Source organism: Bacillus cereus group sp. BfR-BA-01523, assembly GCF_022662615.1.
GTDB lineage: Bacteria > Bacillota > Bacilli > Bacillales > Bacillaceae_G > Bacillus_A > Bacillus_A mycoides.
Map to the genome: position 1 here is coordinate 17,992 of NZ_JAKUDX010000014.1, position 21,942 is coordinate 39,933.

Here is a 21,942-nt window from a genome sequence, read left to right on the forward strand (position 1 = left end):
AACCAGAATTAAGCGTTGATAGCTTCAACTACTAGCTTAGTGTAAGGTTGACGATGACCTTGTTTCTTACGATTGTTCTTTTTCGCTTTGTATTTGAAAACGATGATTTTCTTAGCGCGACCTTGTTTTTCAACTTTCGCAGTAACTGTTGCACCCTCTACAACTGGGCTACCAACTTTCACGTTTTCGCCACCAACGAAAAGAACTTTGTCAAAAGTAACAGTTTCACCAGCTTCAACATCTAATTTTTCAATGTAGATTGCTTGACCAGCTTCAACTTTAATTTGTTTTCCACCTGTTTCGATAATTGCGTACATACTTGCACCTCCTCTTAATTACTAAGACTCGCCAAAAACGAGGTAGACATAAAATGTCTTTAGGGAACCTGTCTTGTGCGGTTGTAGCATATAGCAGTTTAGGTGCTATAAACTATAACATAAAAATATTACCATGACTCATTGACTGTTGTCAATGAATGTTCTGCTAACTATTTTTTCCGTTCTACAATTTCTTTCTTACTTCCAAAACGGATAATAGCGTACTTTTCGATAATATCATCTTTGAAATAAATTTCAAATGGAATATTTTTTTGTAATTCTTTTTGTGAAAAATGTTTTTGTACTTTTTTTGAAGCACCAATCAATACAGCTTCATCCTCTATATTACCATAAGTAATAAGCTCTCTCTCTAGCTCATACGCAATTGTTTCATTAGATATAACGTAACCTGTCGCTTTACAAGGCGCACACTCTTCTAATAATACGTCACGTAACGAATGTTTCTTGCGCTTACGCGTCATCTCTAAAATACCTAACTCTGTAAACCCAAGCACTCTTGTATATGTGCGATCATCTTGTAAAGCTATCATTAAACGCTCTCTTACCTTCTCTTTATCTTCCCGTCTTTTCATATTAATAAAATCAATTAATATCATCCCGCCAATATCACGAAGTCTTAATTGACGAGCAATCTCTTCAGCAGCCATTTCATTTGTGTGAAATACGGTATCTTGTAAATTTTGTTTTCCAGTAAATTTACCTGTATTCACATCAATTACAGTCATCGTCTCCATTTGTTCTACAATTAGATAGGCACCATTTGGTAGCCACACAATTTTTTGAAGTGCTTTCTCGATTTCACGATCTATTCCAAAATGGTTAAACATCGAAGATTTTTCATTATAAAAGGATACTCTTTCTTTCCCTACTTTTTCTTCTAATTCTTTTACTATACTTCTCGTATCTACAACTATTTTTTCAATTGTTTCAATTGGGTTCTCCTGAAATACACGATCTAAAAACGTCGCTGGTTGATGAAGTAGTAAGGGCGCCTTCCCTTGATCTTCTTTTCTTTTTAACTCTTCATATAACTGCTGCAACCCTTGCATTTCAGCTTGTATTTCATCGATTGTTCCTTTTTCAGAAGCAGAACGGAAAATGTATCCACCTGTTCCTTCTACTTCAATTCCCAGTAACTGTTGTCTTCTTTTATTATTTTTTATTTTTCGAGAAACAGCGCGCATGTCATCATAGGGCATGTAAACGACATATTTTCCGGTAAATTCTATCTTCGCCGTTAATTTTGGCCCCTTCGTATCAATTGCCTCTTTCACAACTTGTACAAGTATCGCCTGTCCTTCATGTATGCGATATGAAGATGGTACATCATCAAATGAAAGATATGCATGTTTTTCTAATCCGATATTTACAAAGGCTGCGTTCATTCCAGCAATTGTTCTTACGATACGCCCAACATAAATATGTCCGACAATCTCCTGCTCTTCATTCCGTTTCCATAAAAGCTCGACAACTTTTTGCTTCTCTTCTATCGCAACACGCTTTTCCGAACCAGTGTAGTTAATATATAACGTCTTCAAAATTCTTTCCTCACTTTTCATTTCTTTTCCTTACAATATAAAAGGTTAGTGTCGTCGTCAACACTAACCAATTAATTCTTCAACAGATGAGGTTGTTCGTTTTTCAGCAAAATACGCATACAACAATTCATTTTCGTCCAATGTATAATGCTCTTTATATTTTCCATGGACGATAATAGAGTGTTTATATCCTCTGCGAAATTTTGTGAAAATCGTATATAAATGATCTTCCGTTTTCACCTCAATAGGTGCTATTTTTTCAATATCTCTTTTATTCCCATAATAACGCTCTAATAAAAAACGCATAAATGCGTACCGTCTTTGTTTCCATTCTTGATATAAAGAAATCGCTAGAAAAACGAGTAATACCCACATCATAATGTTATTACTATTCCAAAGTAACTGCCATCCTAATATTACACTAAAAAAAACACATGACAATTTCATCATCTTTTCATGTGCTTGTAAATAGGGAAAACGATATGATAATACATTAAATAATACTTTTCCACCATCAAGTGGCCAAATAGGCAATAAATTAAACCCTAAAATAATGACATTATTCCATACAAAGAAATGGTACAAATCGTCAGTTACCCAGCCCGCTTTATACAAAATGTAAGCGACCGCAATCATCCATATATGCTGAATTGGCCCCGCCATAACGACAATTAATTCTTCTTTTAACGATTTGTTCCCATGTTCTTCTATCTCAACTACGCCACCAAACGGCAAAAGCTGAATTTGTTTAATACGCCAATTATAATATGCTGCGGCAAATGCATGCCCAAGTTCATGAACTAAAACGATACAAAATAGTAATAGTAACTCTTTAAAACGTGCTGTAAAAATACCAATGACAATAATAACCCAAAACAACGGATGCACAGAAATTTTCGTGAAAACATCCCTATATTTAATCAAATGAAATCACCTGAATTGGATCAATAAATTTTTCATTCTTTTTTATTGCAAAATAAAATTTTCCATTTTTATTATTTTCATCATTACTCACTATTCCAATTTTTTGTTTCTTTGAAACGTAATCATATAATTTTACTGACATATCATTTAAATTTGCATACCATGACTCCGTGCCATCAGCGTGCTGAATTTGAACTGTATTTCCAAGTTCCTCTTTCTTGCCCGCAAAAACAACTATACCTTCATTTACTGACTCCACCGTTGCATTTGTAGCCGTTTGAACAAATACACCCTGGCCGTTTTTTTGAAATCCTTGCATCACCTTTCCAGAGGCAGGAATCGCATAATCCTTTTGCTGAATAGCCTCTTCTTTTTTCTCATTTGGAGAAAAGAACACGAGAGGTTTTCCAAACTGATTTTCATACCATTTCGATATAGTAGCAAATTGAAATTCTTCTTGCATAACTTTTTCTGTAACAGCTCTAGTACCATCAAAAGAAGAAGGTGCGTTCTTAAATAAAATAGCAACCGAAAGAACTAATATTGCTGATAGCAAAACTTTGAAGAGAAAAACTTCTTTTCGAAATAGAGGATGAATTTCCTTCTCCCCCTCTTCAATAAAGACCGTTTCGCTATCAAAATCTCCCCCCGCAAAATACCGCTCTTCTTCTAGCAATTCTTGCTCTGCTTTCCTTTTCGCAATCCGCTTTTTAATTTCTTCCACACGTCTATTCTTCATACTGTCTCCTTTCTTTCGTTAGCCTTATTCAAATAGAAACAGTTATATACAGTTTGTACATATGTATGAGTTATAGAAGGAAGATATTCATGCGAAGAAAAAAGAAAGCACTCCGCATTTATGCGAAGTGCTTTTAACGGATTCCAAAGAAATTTTTCATCTTTGTAAATACCGATACTTTTTCTTGTTCAAATGCTTGTAATGGTACATTCTCACCTAACAAGCGTCTTGCAATATTACGATAAGCTATTGCTGCTTTCCCACTAGGTTGCAGCGCTACAGGTTCACCTGTATTCGTAGCACGAATAACTTCATCATCATCCTCGACAACTCCAAGAAGCTCGATTGACAGTGTACGTACGATTTCATCAACGTCTAACATATCCTGTTCATGAAGCATATGACTACGCACACGGTTAATGACAAGTTTCGGTGGTTCAATATCCTCTTTCTCTAAAAGCCCGATAATACGATCCGCATCACGCATTGAGGATACTTCTGGTGTTGTTACAACGATTGCTTTATCCGCACCTGCTACTGCATTTTTAAACCCCTGCTCAATCCCCGCAGGACAATCAATTAATATGTAATCATAATCTTGACGTAATACTTGTATTAATTCATCCATTTGTTCAGGTGTTACCGCCGATTTATCGCTCGTTTGTGCTGCAGGTAATAAATAAAGATCATCAAAACGCTTATCTTTAATAAGAGCCTGAGGTAAACGACAACGCCCTTCAACGACATCAACAAGATCAAATACAATACGATTTTCTAGCCCCATTACTACGTCTAAATTGCGTAAACCGATATCTGTATCAATTAAACACACTTTTTTTCCAGATAACGCAAGGGCTGTACCAATGTTCGCAGACGTTGTAGTTTTACCTACTCCGCCTTTTCCAGATGTAATTACTATTGCCTCTCCCACAGCTATACAATTCCCCTTTCTAACTTTGTTAAATTAGGTCTAAGATGAGTGAGAAGTTGCAGGCGATCGACAACAATGTGATTATTCTCATTAATGTACGCACATTCTGCCGCCTCTGCTCCGTCTTCTTTCTCTTCCGGAGCCCGCATTGTCACATCACTAATTCGGAGTTGCATAGGGTTCATAATAGATGCAGCAATAACAGCTTCTGAATCTCCATCATACCCCGCATGTGCAATTCCTCTTAATGATCCCAAGACAAAAATATTCCCCCCAGCGATAACCGTTCCGCCTGGATTAACATCTCCAATTAATAATAAATTGCCTTTTACATGTAACACTTGTCCAGAGCGAACAATTTTGGAAATAGGGACAATTTCTGTTTCTTCTTTCCAAGCTATTGCTTCTGCTTTTGTTATAACATCACTTTCGATTGATTCTACAACAAGGTTCTTCTTATTGCGAATTAACGTACGAATCTCTTCTTGTTGTACTTCTGTTAAATAGCGATTTCCTACTTTAACACGCACTTCAATTAAAGAACGTCCGTCACTCTCATAGTAATGTGTAGAAAGCTTTTCATCCAATTCTTTTAGTAGCTCAGAGAATGAACAGCAATCATCTAAATGAAGTGTTATTCCATCTTTTGTCCCTTTTATCGTTACATTTTGTTGCTTTTTTTCTTCCACTAAAGTTCACCCCACCGATTCAATTCGACATAAAATTAGAAAATCCTTTTTTCTTTTTCTTCTATCGCTTTTGAAAGACGCACTAAATATCGTCTCAGTGGGAAACAAACTATTAATAAGAAAATTCCATTTAGCAATAAAGTAGCAAGGAGACGATCTGTGAAAAAGACAGATGCTGACATGTGAGTACGTCCTAACAAAGTTAAAAATCCATACACATAATACTCTAATGCTGCAATGCCAGCCAGTACGATAGAAGCGACAATAAATAAATTCAATTGTAATACTTTCATCACACTATAAACTAAATAAGCTAAAATCGGATAAGCAAATATATATATACCGACAAGTTCCGTGTATACGGTATCAAATAAGAAACCAAATAATAGTCCGTAGTAAATCCCTTGAACCGGACTATAGTACACTGTAATAAAACATAACACAATTATAAAGAAATGCGGTGCTGCTATACTGCCTTTCCAAAAGACGTCTGTTGGAACAACAGTAGAGAACATATTTTCAAATAAAAAAACAAAAAGGAGCAAAAGAGGAAGAGCTGCTCTTTTTAAAATCGTCATCATCTCTTCTCTCCCTCCTATTCTAACGGCGCTGTAGGCATATCACGTTTTGCAACTATAATATGCTCTACATCATTCAAATCAGCGGATGGTTTTACATAAGCTGTTTTTGTTAAACCGTATGGATCTGGCTGAACATCAACAATTTTCCCAATCGCAAGACCTTTTGGGAAGATATCACCAAGTCCAGATGTTACAACTAGTTGATCTTTTTCTACTTTTGCATCAGAGCTAATCTTTGTGAAAAGAAGTAGTTGTTTTTCTTTATCGTAACCTTCAATTAATCCAAAGATATTTTCTTGTCCTTGTACAATAGCAGAAACACGGTTTGTTCGGCTCATCGAACTTAACAACTCTACTGAAGATGTAAACTGAGATACACTTTTTACGCGTCCAACTAAACCTTTCGGAGTTACAACAGCCATATCTTTTTTGATCCCTTGCTGTGCTCCTTTATCAATTCCAACTAAATCGTACCATTTATCGGGATTACGAGAAACCACACTAGCTTGTACTTCCGTATAATCACCACGGGACTTTTCTTTACCAGTTAATTCTCGTAGTTTTTTATTCTCATCGTCTAAATTTTTCACTACTGCAGATAAATCTGCGGTAGAATCTAATTTTGCTTTCAGCTTTTTATTCTCTTCATACGTGCGCTTTACATCTTCTACGTTCTCGAAGAATCCGGCAACATAATTCGCTGGCTTTTGGAATACACGTTCTACAACACCGACAGTATCTTTTATAAACTGCTCTGGCCATGATAAACTGTTCCGTTCTTTCAATGAGATTCCAATCAATGCCACGAGAAGAATAATACTAACTAACAAAACAATTAATCTTTTGTTTAAGAAAAACTGTGGCACGTTCACACCCTCTTAATTTCATTGATTTTTATTTTGCAATATTATCGAGCAGCAGTTTTGAAAAGGTCGATATTGTCTAATGCTTTACCCGTTCCAATTGCTACGCAATCTAATGGATCCTCTGCAACAAGAACTGGCATATTTGTTTCTTCACTAATAACTTTATCTAAGTTACGTAGTAATGCCCCGCCACCCGTTAATACGATACCGCGGTCCATAATATCCGCTGCTAATTCAGGTGGAGTTTTTTCTAACGTATTTTTAACTGATTCTACAATTGCATCTACTGTATCTTTTAATGCATCTGCAATTTCTTCTGGTTGAATTAGTACTGTTTTAGGTAAACCACTTACTAAATCACGACCGCGAATTTCCATAGGCTCAATACCTTCTGGCTCGCCTGCAGAACCGATTTCTAATTTTAGTGCTTCTGCTGTTCTTTCACCAATCATTAAGTTGTAGCTTTTCTTAATGTACTGAATGATTGAATCGTCCATATCATCACCAGCAACACGAACTGATTGACTTGTTACGATACCACCTAAAGAAATAATTGCAACTTCTGTTGTACCACCACCGATATCAACAACCATACTACCAGTCGGCTCCCAAACAGGTAAGTTTGCGCCAATTGCTGCTGCAAATGGCTCTTCGATTGGATAAGCATCACGAGCACCAGCTTGACGAGTCGCATCGATTACTGCACGTCTTTCTACAGCTGTAATACCAGATGGTACACATACCATTACATATGGTTTACGTGAGAAGAATCCATTTGATTTTTGAGCTTGTTGAATGTAGTATTTCATCATTATTGCTGTTGTTTCGTAATCAGCAATTACACCATCTTTCATAGGGCGAAGTGCCACTACATTTCCTGGTGTACGACCAATCATTTGTTTTGCATCGCTACCTACCGCAACGATTTGTTTCGTATCAGTTTGTAATGCTACTACTGAAGGTTCACGTAAAACTACACCTTTCCCTTTCACATATACAAGCGTGTTCGCCGTTCCTAAGTCTATTCCAAGATCGCGAGTAAATCCACCAAATCCAAACATATCATTTATCTTCCCTTCTTATTTTCACGGACTCATTTTTCTTACTTTATATTTATAAAAACAGTACGTTTTTTTATATCTGCATCCTTTTTGTAGATAATTTTCTACAAAAAACTCATAAATCACATTATAAAACAAAATAAGTAAAAAGAATAGTCTTAAATATGACCTTTTTCCTTTAAACTCACGAATTTATGGTCACCTATTATGATATGATCAAGTACTTCAATTCCGATAATTCGACCACATTCTACTAATCGTTTTGTAACTTCAATATCTTCACGGCTCGGCGCCGGATCTCCTGAGGGATGGTTATGAAGACATATAATAGAGGCTGCTGCCCGACGGAACGCTTCTTTAAAAACTTCCCTTGGGTGCACAATCGACGTATTTAAACTTCCAATAAAAATAGTTTGCCTATGTATAACTTGATTTTTCGTATTCAAATATAAACAAACAAAATGCTCCTGTTGCAAAAAACGCATCTCTTCCATCATATAACTCGCACAATCTTCTGGACTTCGAATACTATATCTATTTTGATATTCTAAACGTACCATTCTTCTACCTAATTCAAAAGCAGCCATAAGCTGCGACGCCTTTGCAATCCCAACACCATAAATGCTCATCATCTCTTCTAACGTTGCATCCTTTAACATTCGTAAGCCGTCAAAATGATGTAGAATATTATCTGATAACGTTAACACCGTTTCTTCTTTAGAACCCGTTCTGAGTAAAACTGCAAGAAGTTCTCGATTCGATAAACTTCCTGCTCCTTCTAACAATAAACGCTCCCGTGGCTGTTCTTCTCTCACAACATCACGAATACCGTTCATCTCTCCACCCCTTTTTTTACGATTTCTCCTAAAGAAAACCCCATGCAATTTTACACATGGGTTACATCGCTATCAAACTGTTTTAATTCACGGACAAGACGTGCAATTGGCAAGCCAACTACACTGTAGTAGTCCCCTTGAATATGTTGAACAAAAATAGACCCTTTACCTTGAATTCCATAGCTTCCTGCCTTATCAAGTGGTTCCTTCGATGCAACGTATACGTCTATTTCTTCTTCTGTTAATCCCCAAAATGTTACTTCTGTACGTTCATAAAAAGTTACAGTTTTTTCTTTCGATATAATTGCAACACCTGTGTATACTTCGTGTGTTTTCCCTGATAATAATTGTAGCATTTCTTTCGCCTCAGCCCCATTAGACGGCTTTCCAAGAATACGCGAATCATATGTAACAATTGTATCTGCACCTAGTACAACTTGATTACTATGGTTTTCTGCCACAGCAGATGCTTTTTGCAAAGCAAGCGACATGACAATATCAGAAGGTGATGAATATGCACCAATCTTCTCTTCTACTTCACTAACAACGATGTCAAATGGCACATCTGCTAATTCAAGCAGTTCCTTCCTCCTAGGTGACCCTGAAGCTAAAATAATTTTCCTCATATTTTCTCCTTCCCTTCTCACATGAAGCAGAATAATTCAAATCAATCGTATCAAAGGAATAGTTTCCCCACAAATTCTAGAAATATCATTTTCTCTAAACAAAATAATAGTTCTTTTTAAATACGATTATATGCTGCCCATACAGAAAGCACTTTGTTCTAAATTCAAAAGAAAAGAAAGAAGTATATGTACTTCTTTCTTCGTCATTTCATTATCCTATTATTTCACTTTTTGTGAAACCATTTTTTCATACGAAAGTATACCATCAATAATAACTTGATTTAATTTAGCTACAGATTCCTTATCGCTCTTCCCTTCCTTAATCGTTTGCACCGCTATTGACGTATACGTATAAAGCTTCTTCGCATCTTCACGCTTCATACTCTTCCCTTCCTTTTCCATAGCTTTCCACTCTTTTTGAATCGCTTCTATATCTTTTGGATTACTTTTCCCACTAGTTTGTACGCTGGACACATATTTTGCTAAATGAGTATATAATGGCTGCACTTTCGCTAAAAACATTCCTACTTCTTTATCATTTTTGAGCAATGCTTTATCTGTAATATCCCAATTTTTTTTCAAAACTGAAACACCATCTTGCTTATACTGATCTATTAATTGATTAACAGCCTGTTCATCGCTCGTAATAGCAACAACTAACGCATACTTATCACCACTCGGTTTCAAAGTAGCCACGCCCCCATTACTTTTCCACTCTTCAATAGCAGCCTGTCCTTTTTCTTCAGAGGAATAAAGCCCTCCTTGAACGAAAAATAGTTTCATTGGTTCTAATGACGTTCCTACCTGTTCTTTTGGTTTTTCCTCTTTCGGTGTTGGTGTTTGTTCTGCCGTTCCACCCACCTTTTGTTCCTCATTACCTGTCTGCTTCGAAGCCGTTACCTTACCTTCTCCTGTCGTCCCTTGTCCAGTTAATAAATGAATCATACCCATCCCAAATGCAGTACCGATAATTATTGCAGTTGCAACGATTGCGATTATTGTATTGCTCCACTTCTTTCGATATTTTTCCATAGATACTGATTTCGCTTTTTGAAACGGAACGACATTTTTCGGTCTCTCACTTTCTGCTATCATCCAGTCAAACTCATCCTTCTTTTTTTCCTCATACTTCGCTTCTGTTCCATTTACTTTCACCGAGATCGTTCGTGATTGCTTGTCCATACACTCACACCTCACCTCTTGTCATTGTCCGCATCATATCATATTCATTCCACAAAAAAACGAGATATTTGTCAGAGGAATTCGTCAAATAACCCTATATTATTATCTTATATGTATGCATTTGACTTCATTTGTAGAACAAAAAACTAGATAGCAAAGACTATCTAGTTTTTCTCGCGAATATATTTTCTAACTTCGGAAATGAAATACAAAGAACCTGTTATGATAAAAACATCATGTTCTCCTATCATGTCAGCCTTTGTATCAATTGCCTCTTTCCAATCTTCAAAAACTAATTTTGACTCTTGTTGCGAATACGATGCAAGCTTGTCAGCAGAAATGGCACGATCAAAGGCAAACGTCGTAAATATTATTTCATCAGCAACTTTTTCTAATTGCCCTACCATGTTATGTAACTGTTTGTCACCAAGAGCAGTAAATAAAACTATTACATTCTTCTTTTTATAATGTGCCTCTACTGTTTTTACAAGACTTTCAATGCCTTCTGGATTATGAGCACCATCTATTATAATATCTGGATTACTTTGTAACTTTTCAAATCGACCAATCCAGTAGGCTTCTTGTAAGCCAGCTTTCATCTCCTCTTCATTAATTAAAAATGATAAATATGTTTTTAAATACATTACTGCCATAAGCGCTAGCGCTGCATTGCCTACTTGATGAATACCTTTCATTGAAATTCGAACATTTTCAAACGAGGCAAATGGACAATCAAAATCAAAATGTTCCCCATCTTTATTAGAATGTTTATGTAGTATTGTAAACTGTTTTCCAAGTTCATATAAGCTTGCATGGTTTTCCTTAGCAACCTTTTGAATTACTTGCAATGCTTCTTCATTTTTCACACCAGTAATAACTGGAACACCAGACTTAATAATCCCTGCCTTTTCATATGCAATTTCTCCTAGTGTATTGCCTAAAATATGCATATGATCGTGGCCGATATTCGTAATAATCGTGAGAACCGGATGAATAACATTTGTAGAATCAAATCTTCCCCCAAGCCCCGTTTCAAATAAAACAACATCACAGAAATTAACTTTACCGAAATAATAAATTGCCATTACTGTAATGATTTCAAACTCAGTCGCTTCTCCTAAGTCCGTCTCATCTAATTTTTCAACGACTGGCTTTACCCTATTTACAAGTTCCGCAATCTCTTCATCTGCAATCGGTATTCCGTTTACACTAATACGTTCATTGAATGTTTCTATGTAAGGCGATGTAAACGATCCTACTTTATATTTCGCACCTTCTAACATGTAGCGCATGTATGTTAAAGTTGAACCTTTTCCATTTGTGCCGGCTAGATGAACACATTTTATATGACGCTCTGGATTTCCGAGTTCTTCTAACATCCATTGCATTCTTTCTAGCCCTGGTTTTATCCCAAATTTCAATCGGCTATGAATCCAGTTTATCGCTTCTTCGTATGTATGTATCACGTGTGTTATTCCCCTTTCAAAAGACAACCTTCATACTCCTATTATACGCAAAGAAAAGAGACTCACCAATATAGTGAGTCTCTGAAAAACATTTTTATTTCTCAAGATCAGCTAGACGTTGACGAACCGCTTCGCGTTTTTCTAGATAATCTTGCTCTTTCGCACGCTCTCCGTCAATAACTTCTGCAGGAGCTTTCGCTACGAATCCTTGGTTTGAAAGTTTCTTCTGTACACGTTCTACTTCTTTACCAAACTTCTCAAGTTCTTTTTCAAGACGCGCTTTCTCTTCATCAAGATTGATAAGATCAGCTAACGGTAAGAATAACTCTGCACCTGATACGATTGCAGTCATCGCTTTTTCTGGCGCTTGTAAATCAATCTTAATTGTTAGTTCACTTGGGTTACAGAAACGCTCAATGTAAGAGCTGTTTTTCGTAAGCTGGGCTAGTACTGCCTCGTCTTTTGCTTTAATTTGCATTTGAACTTTTTTGCTCATTGGCGTATTTACTTCCGCACGGATGTTACGAACAGAGCGAATGATATCAACTAGAAGGTGCATTTCTGCTGCCGCTTCTTTATCTTGTAAATCTTCGCGAACTGTTGGCCATGCTGCTACTGTAATAGACTCGCCTTCATGCGGTAAATGCTGCCAAATTTTCTCTGTTACAAATGGCATGAATGGATGTAATAGACGCATTGTTTGGTCTAATACGTAAGCTAAAATCGAACGAGTTGTTTTCTTAGCTGCTTCATCTTCACCGTATAGTGGAAGTTTCGCCATCTCAATGTACCAGTCACAGAAATCATCCCAAATGAAGTTGTATAATGAACGACCAGCTTCACCGAACTCATATTTATCCATGTTACGTGTTACACTTTCGATTGTTTCGTTTAAGCGAGTTAAAATCCACTTATCTGCAACTGATTTTTCACCAGTTAAATCGATTTCTTCATACTTCATGTCATCCATGTTCATTAATACGAAACGTGATGCGTTCCAAATTTTATTAATGAAGTTCCAAGTAGATTCTACTTTTTCCATGCTGAAACGTAAATCTTGACCTGGTGCACTTCCTGTTGATAAGAAGTAACGCATCGCATCTGCACCGTACTTCTCGATAACATCCATCGGATCAATACCGTTACCAAGAGATTTACTCATTTTACGTCCTTGCTCATCACGAACTAAACCGTGAATTAATACATCTTTAAATGGACGCTCTCCTGTAAACTCTAAACCTTGGAAAATCATACGAGATACCCAGAAAAAGATGATGTCATAACCAGTTACTAAAGCATCTGTTGAATAGAACTTTTTAAAGTCTGCTGCATCTTCATTCGGCCAGCCAAGTGTTGAGAATGGCCATAATGCTGAACTGAACCATGTATCAAGCACGTCATTATCTTGATTCCAGTTTTCAAGATCTGCTGGCGCTTCTGTACCTACGTATACTTCACCAGTTTCTTTATGATACCAAGCTGGAATGCGGTGTCCCCACCATAATTGACGAGAAATACACCAGTCATGAATGTTTTCCATCCAGCGTAAGTATGTGTTTTCAAAACGCTCTGGTACGAACGTTACTTTTTCTTCTTCTTTTTGTTGAAGTTCTACCGCTTTTTCTGCAAGTGGAGCCATTTTTACGAACCATTGTGTTGATAAATAAGGCTCAACAACTGCACCGCTACGCTCACTATGACCTACTGAGTGCATATGAGGCTCGATTTCTACTAATACGCCAGCTTCTTGTAAGTCTTTCACTAACTCTTTACGGCATTCGAAACGATCCATACCGTTATACTTACCAGCTTTTTCGTTCATCGTTCCATCTTCGTTCATTACTAAAATACGTGGTAAGTCATGACGGTTACCTACTTCAAAGTCATTCGGGTCATGAGCTGGTGTAATTTTCACAACGCCTGTTCCGAAGTCTTTTTCTACGTATTCATCAGCAATAATCGGAATCTCTCGGCCTACGATTGGAAGTGTAACTGTTTTTCCGATTAAATGTTTGTAGCGATCATCTTCTGGATGAACTGCTACCGCTGTATCACCAAGCATTGTTTCTGGACGAGTAGTTGCAAGGCGAATGTGACCAGAACCGTCTGTTAACGGATAGTTCATATGGTAGAATGCACCTTGAACTTCTTTATGAATTACTTCAATATCAGAAAGAGCTGTGCGTGTTGCTGGATCCCAGTTGATGATATACTCACCGCGGTAAATTAAGCCTTTTTCATATAATTGAACGAATACTTTATTAACAGCGTTAGATAAACCTTCGTCTAATGTGAAGCGTTCACGAGAATAGTCTAGTCCTAAACCAACTTTCCCCCATTGTTGACGAATGTGAGAAGCGTATTCTTCTTTCCATTCCCAAGCTTTTTCAAGGAATTTCTCACGACCAAGATCGTAACGTGAAATACCTTCTTCACGAAGTTTCCCTTCTACTTTCGCTTGCGTTGCGATACCAGCATGGTCCATTCCTGGAAGCCATAATACATCGTAACCTTGCATACGCTTTGTACGAGTTAAAATATCTTGAAGCGTCGTATCCCAAGCGTGACCTAAGTGTAACTTACCAGTTACGTTCGGAGGTGGAATTACAATTGTATATGGTTGTTTCTTCTCATCTCCTGTTGCTTCGAAATATTTGCCTTCAAGCCACCACTTGTAAAGGCCTTCTTCAACGGACATATGATCATATTTAGTTGGTAAATTATTTTCCGTGTTTGACATTATTTTCCCTCCTTAAAATAAAAAATGCCCCTCATCCAAAAAAGGACGAGGGACATCGCGGTACCACCTTTATTTACAAACAAATTCAGAATTTGCTTATACTCTTAATTTGATAACGGACAAATCCGTCTTTTCCTAATAAGAATCATTCCGTTCAGAAAAGATGCTCCAGGGCTACCTTCTAACATAACTATCTAGAGAACCTCCCAGCCAATGGTTCCCCTCTCTGAAGACGTTTCATGTTATACTCTTCCCCTTCAATGCATTTATGTGATTGTTAATTATTATATACAATAGTGTAAAAAACGAAACCTTATTCGTCAAGATAAATTTGAAACTACGGCTTTTATCTCTTTATGGAACTAATAAAAAAAAGATAAGCAGGGTTCTCCCTACTTATTTTCTTTATCCGTTCCCTTGCTGGGCAGCTTGTAATTGCGAAAGGAAATATTCTGTATTACTAATCAGCCAATGCGATTGCTGCAGAATTTTCACCCCGCGAAGCTCATTTTCTTCATTACGACTCTTTCTTCTTTTCGTATACGACTGAATTTGCCGAATAAAATGCGACGGGTACGTCATATACGCAAACATAAGAAGCTGCTCCTCTTTCGTAAATGGGAAATTTTTTTGATACATTTGATACCATTCAAAGCGGTCGCTCCGCGCAATTGGATATGTGTTCAAAGACCTTGAATAAAAGCCGACGATATCCTGTACCGGTGTAGCAAACTGAGACTTTTCTAAACTAATAAAATAACCGTTTCGTTCATAATCAAATAAAAAGTGATTAAGTGATACATTTCCATGAACGAAAGTAGTACGTGTTTTTTCCTTTTCTTTCATTGCATCATGCCATTCACTTAATTGTTTCGTTGCGAACTCACGTGCTCTCATAACGTGGTGATAATACGTACAATATTGTAATTCAAATGGAGACATATACCACTTCGCTTCAGATTCTATGAGAAACTCTTCTAATATCTCGCCATCATTTTCCCAACGGTCGGATATATTTGTATAATGTTTTTCTAAATCTTCTTCTGTATAAGTCTCCTCTTTCACCGTTTTTTGATGCAACGTCCCGAGCGTTTGAAACATCTTATGGTATTGATCATTATCTTCGCCGTTTCCTTCCGCACGTTCTAACCAAGGCATTAAATAATAGCTATACGCCCCATCACTTAAAACATAATTCCCGTCCGTCGTGTGATAGATAGGTACATAATTCGAAAAACCTTTCTCCTTCAAATATTGAATATGGTGTAAAAAATTATTCCGCTCTAATTTTCTATCTTGTATTTTCTTTAACGCATACGGACCTTGATTCGTATAAATTTTCATTACACTTCCGTGCTCTTCCATATGCTGAGTGTCCAATCTATATTGCCTCACAATGGGTTCATAGCGATTTCGTAATTCAATATCCATACGAATAACCCTTTCTTATTCAAAACATAGCTTCTAGGAAAAGAAAAGAGGTGAGTGAAAAAACTCACTCACTTATTTCACTGTTGCTTTTGAAACAGGAATATATATAATTTGCCCTGTAGTTAAATATATATCTTCTGATTGATTTACACGATATAAGCTTTGTACAGTCGTTTCATAACGTTCTGCAACCGATTCAATTGTATCTCCTTCTTGTACGAAGTACATTCTTAACTTCGTAAATTCTTCTTCTGGTTCTTTCGTAAATAATTTCGTTAAATAAAGTGCATTTTCATCTCGCTGTGAATATGCTTCTTCCTCTGGCTCTTCCTGCTTTTTCGCTTTTTCTTTCTTGAAATTTTTCCGCCCGAATAATTCAAATTGTGGCGTCTTTTCTTGCTCCTCTTCACGCTCCACAAGTTCATGTTCTTCTAATTCCTCTTCTTCTATTTCTTGCTCTTTTCTTTCTTCTAACTGAAACGGCTCAAATGCATAATCTTCCCATCCATCTGATTCTTTATAGGCTGGTACCTCTTCGTGCGGCGCAGGTCTACTTTCATCCTCTTCAGCTGAATCAGCTTCCAACTCGGCATACACCGTCTCTTCCTCTTCATCCTCGGTTCTTTCTTCGTCACATAAACCTGTAATAGATATATCCGCTAATAGTTGTAAGCAACCATTTTCCTTTAATTCATAATCAAATTCCTCGATTGATACATATAATTCTTCAATTACTTTCACTCGATTTCTTGGAATTGATATTTCGAGCGGAAAGGAATGGACAAGCTCATTAACCCCGTCTGCCCTTGTTTCTACATAATCAATTGCCTTTGCTGGTGATAGCTCTCTTAATGAATAAGCTGAATCATCTTGCCTTGCAACGTACTCTCCCGTTAAATCTAATTGCCCCCTCACGATAACTTCATGATCGAGCTCCTCTATCTCAACGTCTGGATCTAACGAAATTGACAAAAGTTCTTCGACTTCCTGTCCCTTCTGGAACCAAACAGATTCTTTTAATGAAAATCGTAATGAATGATCTGTTGCCACTTCTTTTCCCCCTCCCAAACTATATGTCATTACAGATTTATGTTCCCTAAGGCTACTTTATGAATAAAAAAAATCGCTCCCCTAATGGAAAGCGATTTTCTCTAAGAAATTATGCTTTTAATTTTGACATTGCAATTTCGGCCGCCGCAATTGTCGCCTCAATATCTGCATCACTATGTGCTGTCGATAAGAATAAACCTTCAAATTGAGAAGGTGGTAAAAATACACCTTGTTCTACCATTTCACGATAGTAAGCTGCAAAGAATTCTAAGTTTGAAGATTTTGCTGCATCATAATTAATAACGTGCTCATCTGTAAAGAAAATACCAATCATAGAACCTGCACGATTAATATGATGCGGTATATTATGCTTTTCAGCTGCCTTACGTAGTCCAGCCTCTAACATTTCTGCTTTACGCTCAAATTCCAAATATGATTCTGGCGTTAACTGCACTAACGTTTCATAACCTGCTGTCATTGCAAGTGGATTACCCGATAATGTTCCAGCTTGGTAAATCGGTCCGCTTGGCGCAACTTGACGCATAATCTCTGCCTTCCCACCGTATGCTCCTACCGGCAAGCCACCACCGATTACTTTACCTAAACAAGTTAAGTCAGGAGTTACACCGTAGTAACCTTGTCCACAATTATAAGCAACACGGAATCCTGTCATTACTTCATCAAAAATAAGTAGTGCACCGTTTTGCTCTGTCACTTCACGAAGTCCTTCTAAAAACCCTGGTTGAGGGGGAACAACACCCATATTCCCTGCCACTGGTTCTACAATTATACAAGCGATGTCATCACCGAATTGTTCGAAAGCATATTTTACACTTTCTAAATCGTTATACGCTACTGTAATCGTATTTTTCGCTACACCTTCTGGTACACCAGGGCTATCTGGTAAACCTAGCGTTGCTACACCCGAACCTGCTTTAATCAATAAAGAATCACCATGACCGTGATAACAACCAATGAATTTCAAAATTTTGTTACGTCCAGTGTAACCACGAGCTAAACGTAGTGCACTCATTGTCGCCTCTGTTCCAGAGTTAACCATACGCACAACCTCAATTGATGGTACACGCTCGATAACAAGCTGCGCTAATTTATTTTCAATTTCTGTTGGTGCACCAAAGCTTGTTCCTTTTTCAGCAACAGCTTTTAAAGCCTCAACAACACGATCATTCGCATGACCATGAATTAAAGGTCCCCACGATAATACGTAATCGATGTATTCATTCCCATCGATATCATATACTTTAGAGCCTTTTCCGCGCTCCATAAACAGCGGATTCATACCAACAGACTTAAAAGCACGAACAGGGCTGTTTACGCCTCCAGGCATTAAATTTTGAGCCTCTTCAAACGCCGCAATCGACTTATCAAATTTTTTCATTATTTAGCGCCTCCTTCTTGTAACCATCTTGCTGCATCTTTTGCATGATACGTAATAATCAAGTCTGCTCCTGCGCGTTTCATGCTAATTAATTTCTCAAGTACAACTTCTTTTTCATTAATCCAACCATTTTGTGCTGCTGCTTTAATCATCGAATATTCACCACTTACGTTATAAGCAACGACTGGTAAGTTAAAGTTATTTTTCACATCACGAACGATATCTAGATAAGAAAGAGCTGGCTTTACAATTAAGAAGTCGGCCCCTTCCATTACATCTGATTCTGCTTCACGGAATGCTTCCATACGGTTCGCTGGGTCCATTTGATATGTTTTACGGTCACCAAACTGCGGTGCACCATGTGCTGCATCACGGAACGGTCCGTAAAATGCTGATGAATATTTCACAGCGTACGACATAACTGGTACGTGCGCGAAACCATTTTCATCTAATGCATGGCGAATTGCTGTTACAAATCCGTCCATCATGTTAGATGGTGCAATAATGTCTGCCCCTGCTTTCGCTTGACTTACAGCTGTTTTTGCAAGAGCTGCAAGAGACTCATCATTTAAAATAACGCCATCTTCAATAACACCGCAATGACCATGGCTTGTGAATTGACATAAACATGTATCTGCAACTACTACTAGCTCTGGGAACTCATCTTTAATTTGCTTAATTGCACGCTGTACAATTCCATGCTCACAATATGCCGATGATCCAACTTCGTCCTTTTCAGCAGGTAAACCAAATACAATAACAGAACGAATACCTAAATCAACGACCTCTTGCATTTCAGCTTGCAATAAATCTAAAGACATTTGATATACGCCTGGCATAGAAGGAACTTCATTACGAGTATTTTCTCCTTCTAATACAAAAATAGGGTAAATAAAATCTTCTGTATGTAAAAATGTTTCACGTACAAGCGCACGCATGCCCCCGCTTTGTCTTAAACGACGATGACGATTAAATTGTAAAGAATTCATAGATTTCTATCCCCATTCTTTTATTTTATAGATTCACAAATGCATTGTAGTAATGCTTCTACAGTGTACTCTTTTGGCACAATAACATGTGGAAAATAGAGGTTCGCCTCTTTTTCCGTAATAGGCCCTATACAAGCAATTGTACATTTTTTCGTCCATTCTCTCCAGTTTGTACCCTCAAGTAAACGAACAAAACTATCAACAGTTGAAGGGCTCGTAAATGTAATAATATTTACTTCCCCTAATTTCAATGCTGTTATAAGTTCTTGTTTTTTCTCTACATTCACCTTCGTACCATATACAATTAACTCATCTAGAAAAACACCAAACTCCCTAAGTTTAACCGGGATTACATCTCTTGCTAAATTCCCTTTCGGAAATAAAATACGCTCGTTTCCACTTAATTCTTTTAGAAACTCTTCGGCAAATGTTTCTGCAACAAATGCAGTGGGAACAAACTCTACTTGATAGCCCCTTTTTTCTAACTCTAACTTTGTTTTCACGCCTACTGCAGCAATTTTAATCGGTCCGGGGAGCTTCTTTCTCAAACTATCTAGAAAGAAAGCTACACCATTTTTACTCGTAAAAATAACCCAGTCATACGAATGTAGCTGCCCTGCTATATGTTGAATTTGCCTATGAGACGTACCTTCCATACGCAAAAGCGGAATTTCCAATGGAATTCCGCTCCTTTCTTTCACTGCTACACTCATTTGTTTCGCTTGGTGCTGGGCACGTGTAATCAATACTGTTTTGCCAGCGAGAGCGTTCATATTTATTGTTGCTCCTTATTTGCAGCAAGGATGAGCTCTTTTGCTCCTTGTTTAATTAAACGGTCCGCAGCCTCTAATCCAACTTGCTTCGGATCATTACCTACTACTATCTCTTTCAATAAAACAGAACCGTCCATAGAACCGACAAGCGCTGTTAATTCGATTGCATCATTTTCTTTAAGAGTTGCATATCCAGCGATTGGAACTTGGCATCCACCTTCAAGTTTATGAAGAAATACTCGTTCAGCAGCCACTGTTCTTTCTGTTACTGCATCATTAATATGCGCTAACAACTGAAGTAAATCCGTATCATCCTCACGACATTCAATCGCTAATGCACCTTGTCCTACGGCTGGTACACATAACGTTTCATCTAAATGTTCTGTAATAACTTCTCCGTCCCAGCCCATTCTCTGTAATCCAGCTGTCGCTAAAATAATTGCATCGTAATCTTCATCTTTTAACTTACGTAAGCGTGTATCGATATTCCCGCGAATCCATTTCACTTGTAAATCTGGTCTCGCAGCTAGTAGTTGTGCACTGCGTCTCAAACTACTCGTTCCTAAGATCGCGCCTTCTGCTAAGTCTTTAAACGATTCTCCGTTTTTAGAAATAAAAGCATCACGAGGGTCAACGCGCTTTGGCGTACAACCAATCGTTAATCCATCTGGAAGTACAGCTGGCATATCTTTCATACTATGTACAGCCATATCAATTTCTTTCGTAAGTAACGCATGTTCAATTTCCTTTACAAATAAACCTTTTCCGCCTACTTTTGAAAGAGTAACATCTAAAATAACATCACCTTTTGTGACGATTTCTTTCACTTCAAATTCATATGGTAAACCAAGCGCTTTTAATTGATCAATAAACCAATTAGTTTGTGTTAATGCTAGTTTACTCTTTCGTGAACCTACAATAATTTTGCGCATAATTCTCTCTCCTCATTATAAATACCAAAAGTGGAAATTAGATAAACTGCTTAATAGAAAAATGTTAACTAGCATTACGAGAAATGCCCCGATATTCCACTGCACAATTTTCTTACCTTGCAACACATCTGCTGCTCGTAAATATAAGCCCACGCAATATACAAATAGAACGACAAAAGACCCAATTACTTTCGTATCATACCAATGGAAATTATCCAATTTTGTATATCCCCATATGCATCCTAATATAATTGCTAATAAGAAAAACGGAACAGAAAATAAATTTAATCCGTAAGACATAGATTCAAGCTTCGGCAAATTTCCTAATCTTCTTAATCTCGCATTCCACTTTTTCTTTTTTAATAGTCGGTATTGCAATAAATACATAATAGAAAAAATAAACGATACAGTAAACGTTGCATAAGAAATAATCGCCATACCGACATGCACGTATACAAGTTCTGAAACTAATTGCTCTGCAAGTACTGGCGACATCTTCCCGAGCGGTGTAAAAATAGAAAAAGCGCTTACGCCAAATGCTACAACATTTGTAAAAAAGACTAAAAAGTCAATACGCATAAATCGATTAATGACTAATGACATCGTAATCAATAACCAAACATAAAAATAAATCCCTGATAATAAAGTTAAAATAGGATTCGTTTCTGAATCTGTAGCCCTAAGCAACATAAAGATAGACTGCAGAACCCATACAATCGAAAGTAACCAAAAAGCAAAGCGGTTCGCCTTTCGGTTACTTTGGAAATAATCTATAAAATATAAACTAATGCTACAAGCATATAAAATAATTGCAATATGATAAATAATACTGTTATTTAAAAAACTCATCC

Annotated in this window: 21 protein-coding genes and 2 other annotated features; all 21 genes read right to left on the reverse strand. The window is 37.2% G+C overall.

Annotation, left to right across the window (positions count from 1 at the left end; all coding sequences use genetic code 11):
* Positions 1–8: 8 nt before the first annotated feature.
* The 21 genes from rplU to MR066_RS23470 all read right to left on the reverse strand — a co-directional run bounded on the left by rplU (position 9) and on the right by MR066_RS23470 (position 21,940).
* A complete protein-coding gene (gene rplU, locus MR066_RS23370) occupies positions 9–317 on the reverse strand; it encodes a 50S ribosomal protein L21 (RefSeq protein WP_000270907.1) in 309 nt (102 codons plus the stop codon).
* Between the two features lie 14 nt (positions 318–331).
* Positions 332–410: a sequence feature (ribosomal protein L21 leader region), on the reverse strand.
* Between the two features lie 77 nt (positions 411–487).
* Positions 488–1,897: an Rne/Rng family ribonuclease gene (locus MR066_RS23375; protein WP_242248681.1), complete on the reverse strand. Its 1,410-nt coding sequence runs from the start codon at positions 1,895–1,897 to the stop codon at positions 488–490.
* Between the two features lie 42 nt (positions 1,898–1,939).
* Positions 1,940–2,800, reverse strand: a complete 861-nt coding sequence (locus MR066_RS23380; RefSeq protein WP_242248683.1) for a M50 family metallopeptidase — start codon at positions 2,798–2,800, stop codon at positions 1,940–1,942.
* The gene (locus MR066_RS23385; protein ID WP_002143261.1) at positions 2,793–3,539 is read right to left on the reverse strand and encodes a M23 family metallopeptidase; all 747 of its coding nucleotides are present in this window, start codon (positions 3,537–3,539) and stop codon (positions 2,793–2,795) included. Before MR066_RS23385 ends, MR066_RS23380 begins: the two co-directional genes overlap by 8 nt.
* Positions 3,540–3,672: 133 nt before the next feature.
* Positions 3,673–4,470, reverse strand: a complete 798-nt coding sequence (gene minD / locus MR066_RS23390; RefSeq protein ID WP_000503308.1) for a septum site-determining protein MinD — start codon at positions 4,468–4,470, stop codon at positions 3,673–3,675.
* A gap of 2 nt (positions 4,471–4,472) precedes the next feature.
* Positions 4,473–5,159: a septum site-determining protein MinC gene (gene minC, locus MR066_RS23395; protein ID WP_002015372.1), complete on the reverse strand. Its 687-nt coding sequence runs from the start codon at positions 5,157–5,159 to the stop codon at positions 4,473–4,475.
* A gap of 35 nt (positions 5,160–5,194) precedes the next feature.
* Entirely contained in the window at positions 5,195–5,740 is a 546-nt protein-coding gene (gene mreD / locus MR066_RS23400; RefSeq protein WP_002015371.1) for a rod shape-determining protein MreD, read from the reverse strand.
* A 14-nt stretch (positions 5,741–5,754) separates the two neighbouring features.
* Positions 5,755–6,606: a rod shape-determining protein MreC gene (mreC, locus tag MR066_RS23405; protein WP_002138478.1), complete on the reverse strand. Its 852-nt coding sequence runs from the start codon at positions 6,604–6,606 to the stop codon at positions 5,755–5,757.
* A 41-nt stretch (positions 6,607–6,647) separates the two neighbouring features.
* Positions 6,648–7,667 carry a cell shape-determining protein MreB gene (gene mreB / locus MR066_RS23410; RefSeq protein WP_002015369.1) on the reverse strand — a complete coding sequence of 340 codons (1,020 nt, stop codon included), beginning with the start codon at positions 7,665–7,667 and terminating at the stop codon, positions 6,648–6,650.
* Between the two features lie 158 nt (positions 7,668–7,825).
* A complete protein-coding gene (gene radC / locus MR066_RS23415; protein ID WP_242248685.1) occupies positions 7,826–8,503 on the reverse strand; it encodes a DNA repair protein RadC in 678 nt (225 codons plus the stop codon).
* A gap of 50 nt (positions 8,504–8,553) precedes the next feature.
* Positions 8,554–9,129 carry a Maf family protein gene (locus MR066_RS23420; protein ID WP_002143262.1) on the reverse strand — a complete coding sequence of 192 codons (576 nt, stop codon included), beginning with the start codon at positions 9,127–9,129 and terminating at the stop codon, positions 8,554–8,556.
* A gap of 219 nt (positions 9,130–9,348) precedes the next feature.
* The gene (locus tag MR066_RS23425) at positions 9,349–10,311 is read right to left on the reverse strand and encodes a stage II sporulation protein B (protein WP_242248686.1); all 963 of its coding nucleotides are present in this window, start codon (positions 10,309–10,311) and stop codon (positions 9,349–9,351) included.
* A 164-nt stretch (positions 10,312–10,475) separates the two neighbouring features.
* A complete protein-coding gene (locus MR066_RS23430; protein ID WP_242248688.1) occupies positions 10,476–11,777 on the reverse strand; it encodes a bifunctional folylpolyglutamate synthase/dihydrofolate synthase in 1,302 nt (433 codons plus the stop codon).
* Positions 11,778–11,871: 94 nt separating this feature from the next.
* Entirely contained in the window at positions 11,872–14,517 is a 2,646-nt protein-coding gene (locus tag MR066_RS23435; protein WP_002143265.1) for a valine--tRNA ligase, read from the reverse strand.
* Positions 14,518–14,555: 38 nt separating this feature from the next.
* Positions 14,556–14,787, reverse strand: a binding site (T-box leader).
* Positions 14,788–14,922: 135 nt separating this feature from the next.
* Positions 14,923–15,948 (reverse strand): spore coat protein YsxE, encoded by a 1,026-nt coding sequence (gene ysxE / locus MR066_RS23440; protein ID WP_219303597.1) that lies wholly within the window; start codon positions 15,946–15,948, stop codon positions 14,923–14,925.
* Between the two features lie 72 nt (positions 15,949–16,020).
* Positions 16,021–17,028 carry a stage VI sporulation protein D gene (gene spoVID / locus MR066_RS23445; RefSeq protein WP_002015360.1) on the reverse strand — a complete coding sequence of 336 codons (1,008 nt, stop codon included), beginning with the start codon at positions 17,026–17,028 and terminating at the stop codon, positions 16,021–16,023.
* Positions 17,029–17,107: 79 nt separating this feature from the next.
* Positions 17,108–18,397, reverse strand: coding sequence for a glutamate-1-semialdehyde 2,1-aminomutase (hemL, locus tag MR066_RS23450; RefSeq protein ID WP_242248690.1), 1,290 nt, complete (start codon positions 18,395–18,397; stop codon positions 17,108–17,110).
* Positions 18,397–19,386, reverse strand: a complete 990-nt coding sequence (hemB, locus tag MR066_RS23455) for a porphobilinogen synthase (RefSeq protein ID WP_002015358.1) — start codon at positions 19,384–19,386, stop codon at positions 18,397–18,399. Before hemB ends, hemL begins: the two co-directional genes overlap by 1 nt.
* A gap of 20 nt (positions 19,387–19,406) precedes the next feature.
* A complete protein-coding gene (gene hemD / locus MR066_RS23460; RefSeq protein ID WP_002015357.1) occupies positions 19,407–20,159 on the reverse strand; it encodes a uroporphyrinogen-III synthase in 753 nt (250 codons plus the stop codon).
* A gap of 2 nt (positions 20,160–20,161) precedes the next feature.
* A complete protein-coding gene (hemC, locus tag MR066_RS23465) occupies positions 20,162–21,091 on the reverse strand; it encodes a hydroxymethylbilane synthase (RefSeq protein WP_002034194.1) in 930 nt (309 codons plus the stop codon).
* 15 nt (positions 21,092–21,106) lie between these two features.
* A complete protein-coding gene (locus tag MR066_RS23470) occupies positions 21,107–21,940 on the reverse strand; it encodes a cytochrome c biogenesis protein (protein ID WP_002015354.1) in 834 nt (277 codons plus the stop codon).
* Positions 21,941–21,942: the final 2 nt, after the last annotated feature.

What these genes read in the sequence shown, in the direction of transcription:
- rplU (WP_000270907.1), bottom strand. Translation starts at nt 317, where the DNA reads ATGTACGCAATTATCGAAACAGGTGGAAAACAAATTAAAGTTGAAGCT.
- MR066_RS23375 (WP_242248681.1), bottom strand. Translation starts at nt 1,897, where the DNA reads ATGAAAAGTGAGGAAAGAATTTTGAAGACGTTATATATTAACTACACT.
- MR066_RS23385 (WP_002143261.1), bottom strand. Translation starts at nt 3,539, where the DNA reads ATGAAGAATAGACGTGTGGAAGAAATTAAAAAGCGGATTGCGAAAAGG.
- mreD (WP_002015371.1), bottom strand. Translation starts at nt 5,740, where the DNA reads ATGATGACGATTTTAAAAAGAGCAGCTCTTCCTCTTTTGCTCCTTTTT.
- mreB (WP_002015369.1), bottom strand. Translation starts at nt 7,667, where the DNA reads ATGTTTGGATTTGGTGGATTTACTCGCGATCTTGGAATAGACTTAGGA.
- radC (WP_242248685.1), bottom strand. Translation starts at nt 8,503, where the DNA reads ATGAACGGTATTCGTGATGTTGTGAGAGAAGAACAGCCACGGGAGCGT.
- MR066_RS23420 (WP_002143262.1), bottom strand. Translation starts at nt 9,129, where the DNA reads ATGAGGAAAATTATTTTAGCTTCAGGGTCACCTAGGAGGAAGGAACTG.
- MR066_RS23425 (WP_242248686.1), bottom strand. Translation starts at nt 10,311, where the DNA reads ATGGACAAGCAATCACGAACGATCTCGGTGAAAGTAAATGGAACAGAA.
- MR066_RS23435 (WP_002143265.1), bottom strand. Translation starts at nt 14,517, where the DNA reads ATGTCAAACACGGAAAATAATTTACCAACTAAATATGATCATATGTCC.
- ysxE (WP_219303597.1), bottom strand. Translation starts at nt 15,948, where the DNA reads ATGGATATTGAATTACGAAATCGCTATGAACCCATTGTGAGGCAATAT.
- spoVID (WP_002015360.1), bottom strand. Translation starts at nt 17,028, where the DNA reads ATGACATATAGTTTGGGAGGGGGAAAAGAAGTGGCAACAGATCATTCA.
- hemL (WP_242248690.1), bottom strand. Translation starts at nt 18,397, where the DNA reads ATGAAAAAATTTGATAAGTCGATTGCGGCGTTTGAAGAGGCTCAAAAT.
- hemB (WP_002015358.1), bottom strand. Translation starts at nt 19,386, where the DNA reads ATGAATTCTTTACAATTTAATCGTCATCGTCGTTTAAGACAAAGCGGG.
- hemD (WP_002015357.1), bottom strand. Translation starts at nt 20,159, where the DNA reads ATGAACGCTCTCGCTGGCAAAACAGTATTGATTACACGTGCCCAGCAC.
- hemC (WP_002034194.1), bottom strand. Translation starts at nt 21,091, where the DNA reads ATGCGCAAAATTATTGTAGGTTCACGAAAGAGTAAACTAGCATTAACA.
- MR066_RS23470 (WP_002015354.1), bottom strand. Translation starts at nt 21,940, where the DNA reads ATGAGTTTTTTAAATAACAGTATTATTTATCATATTGCAATTATTTTA.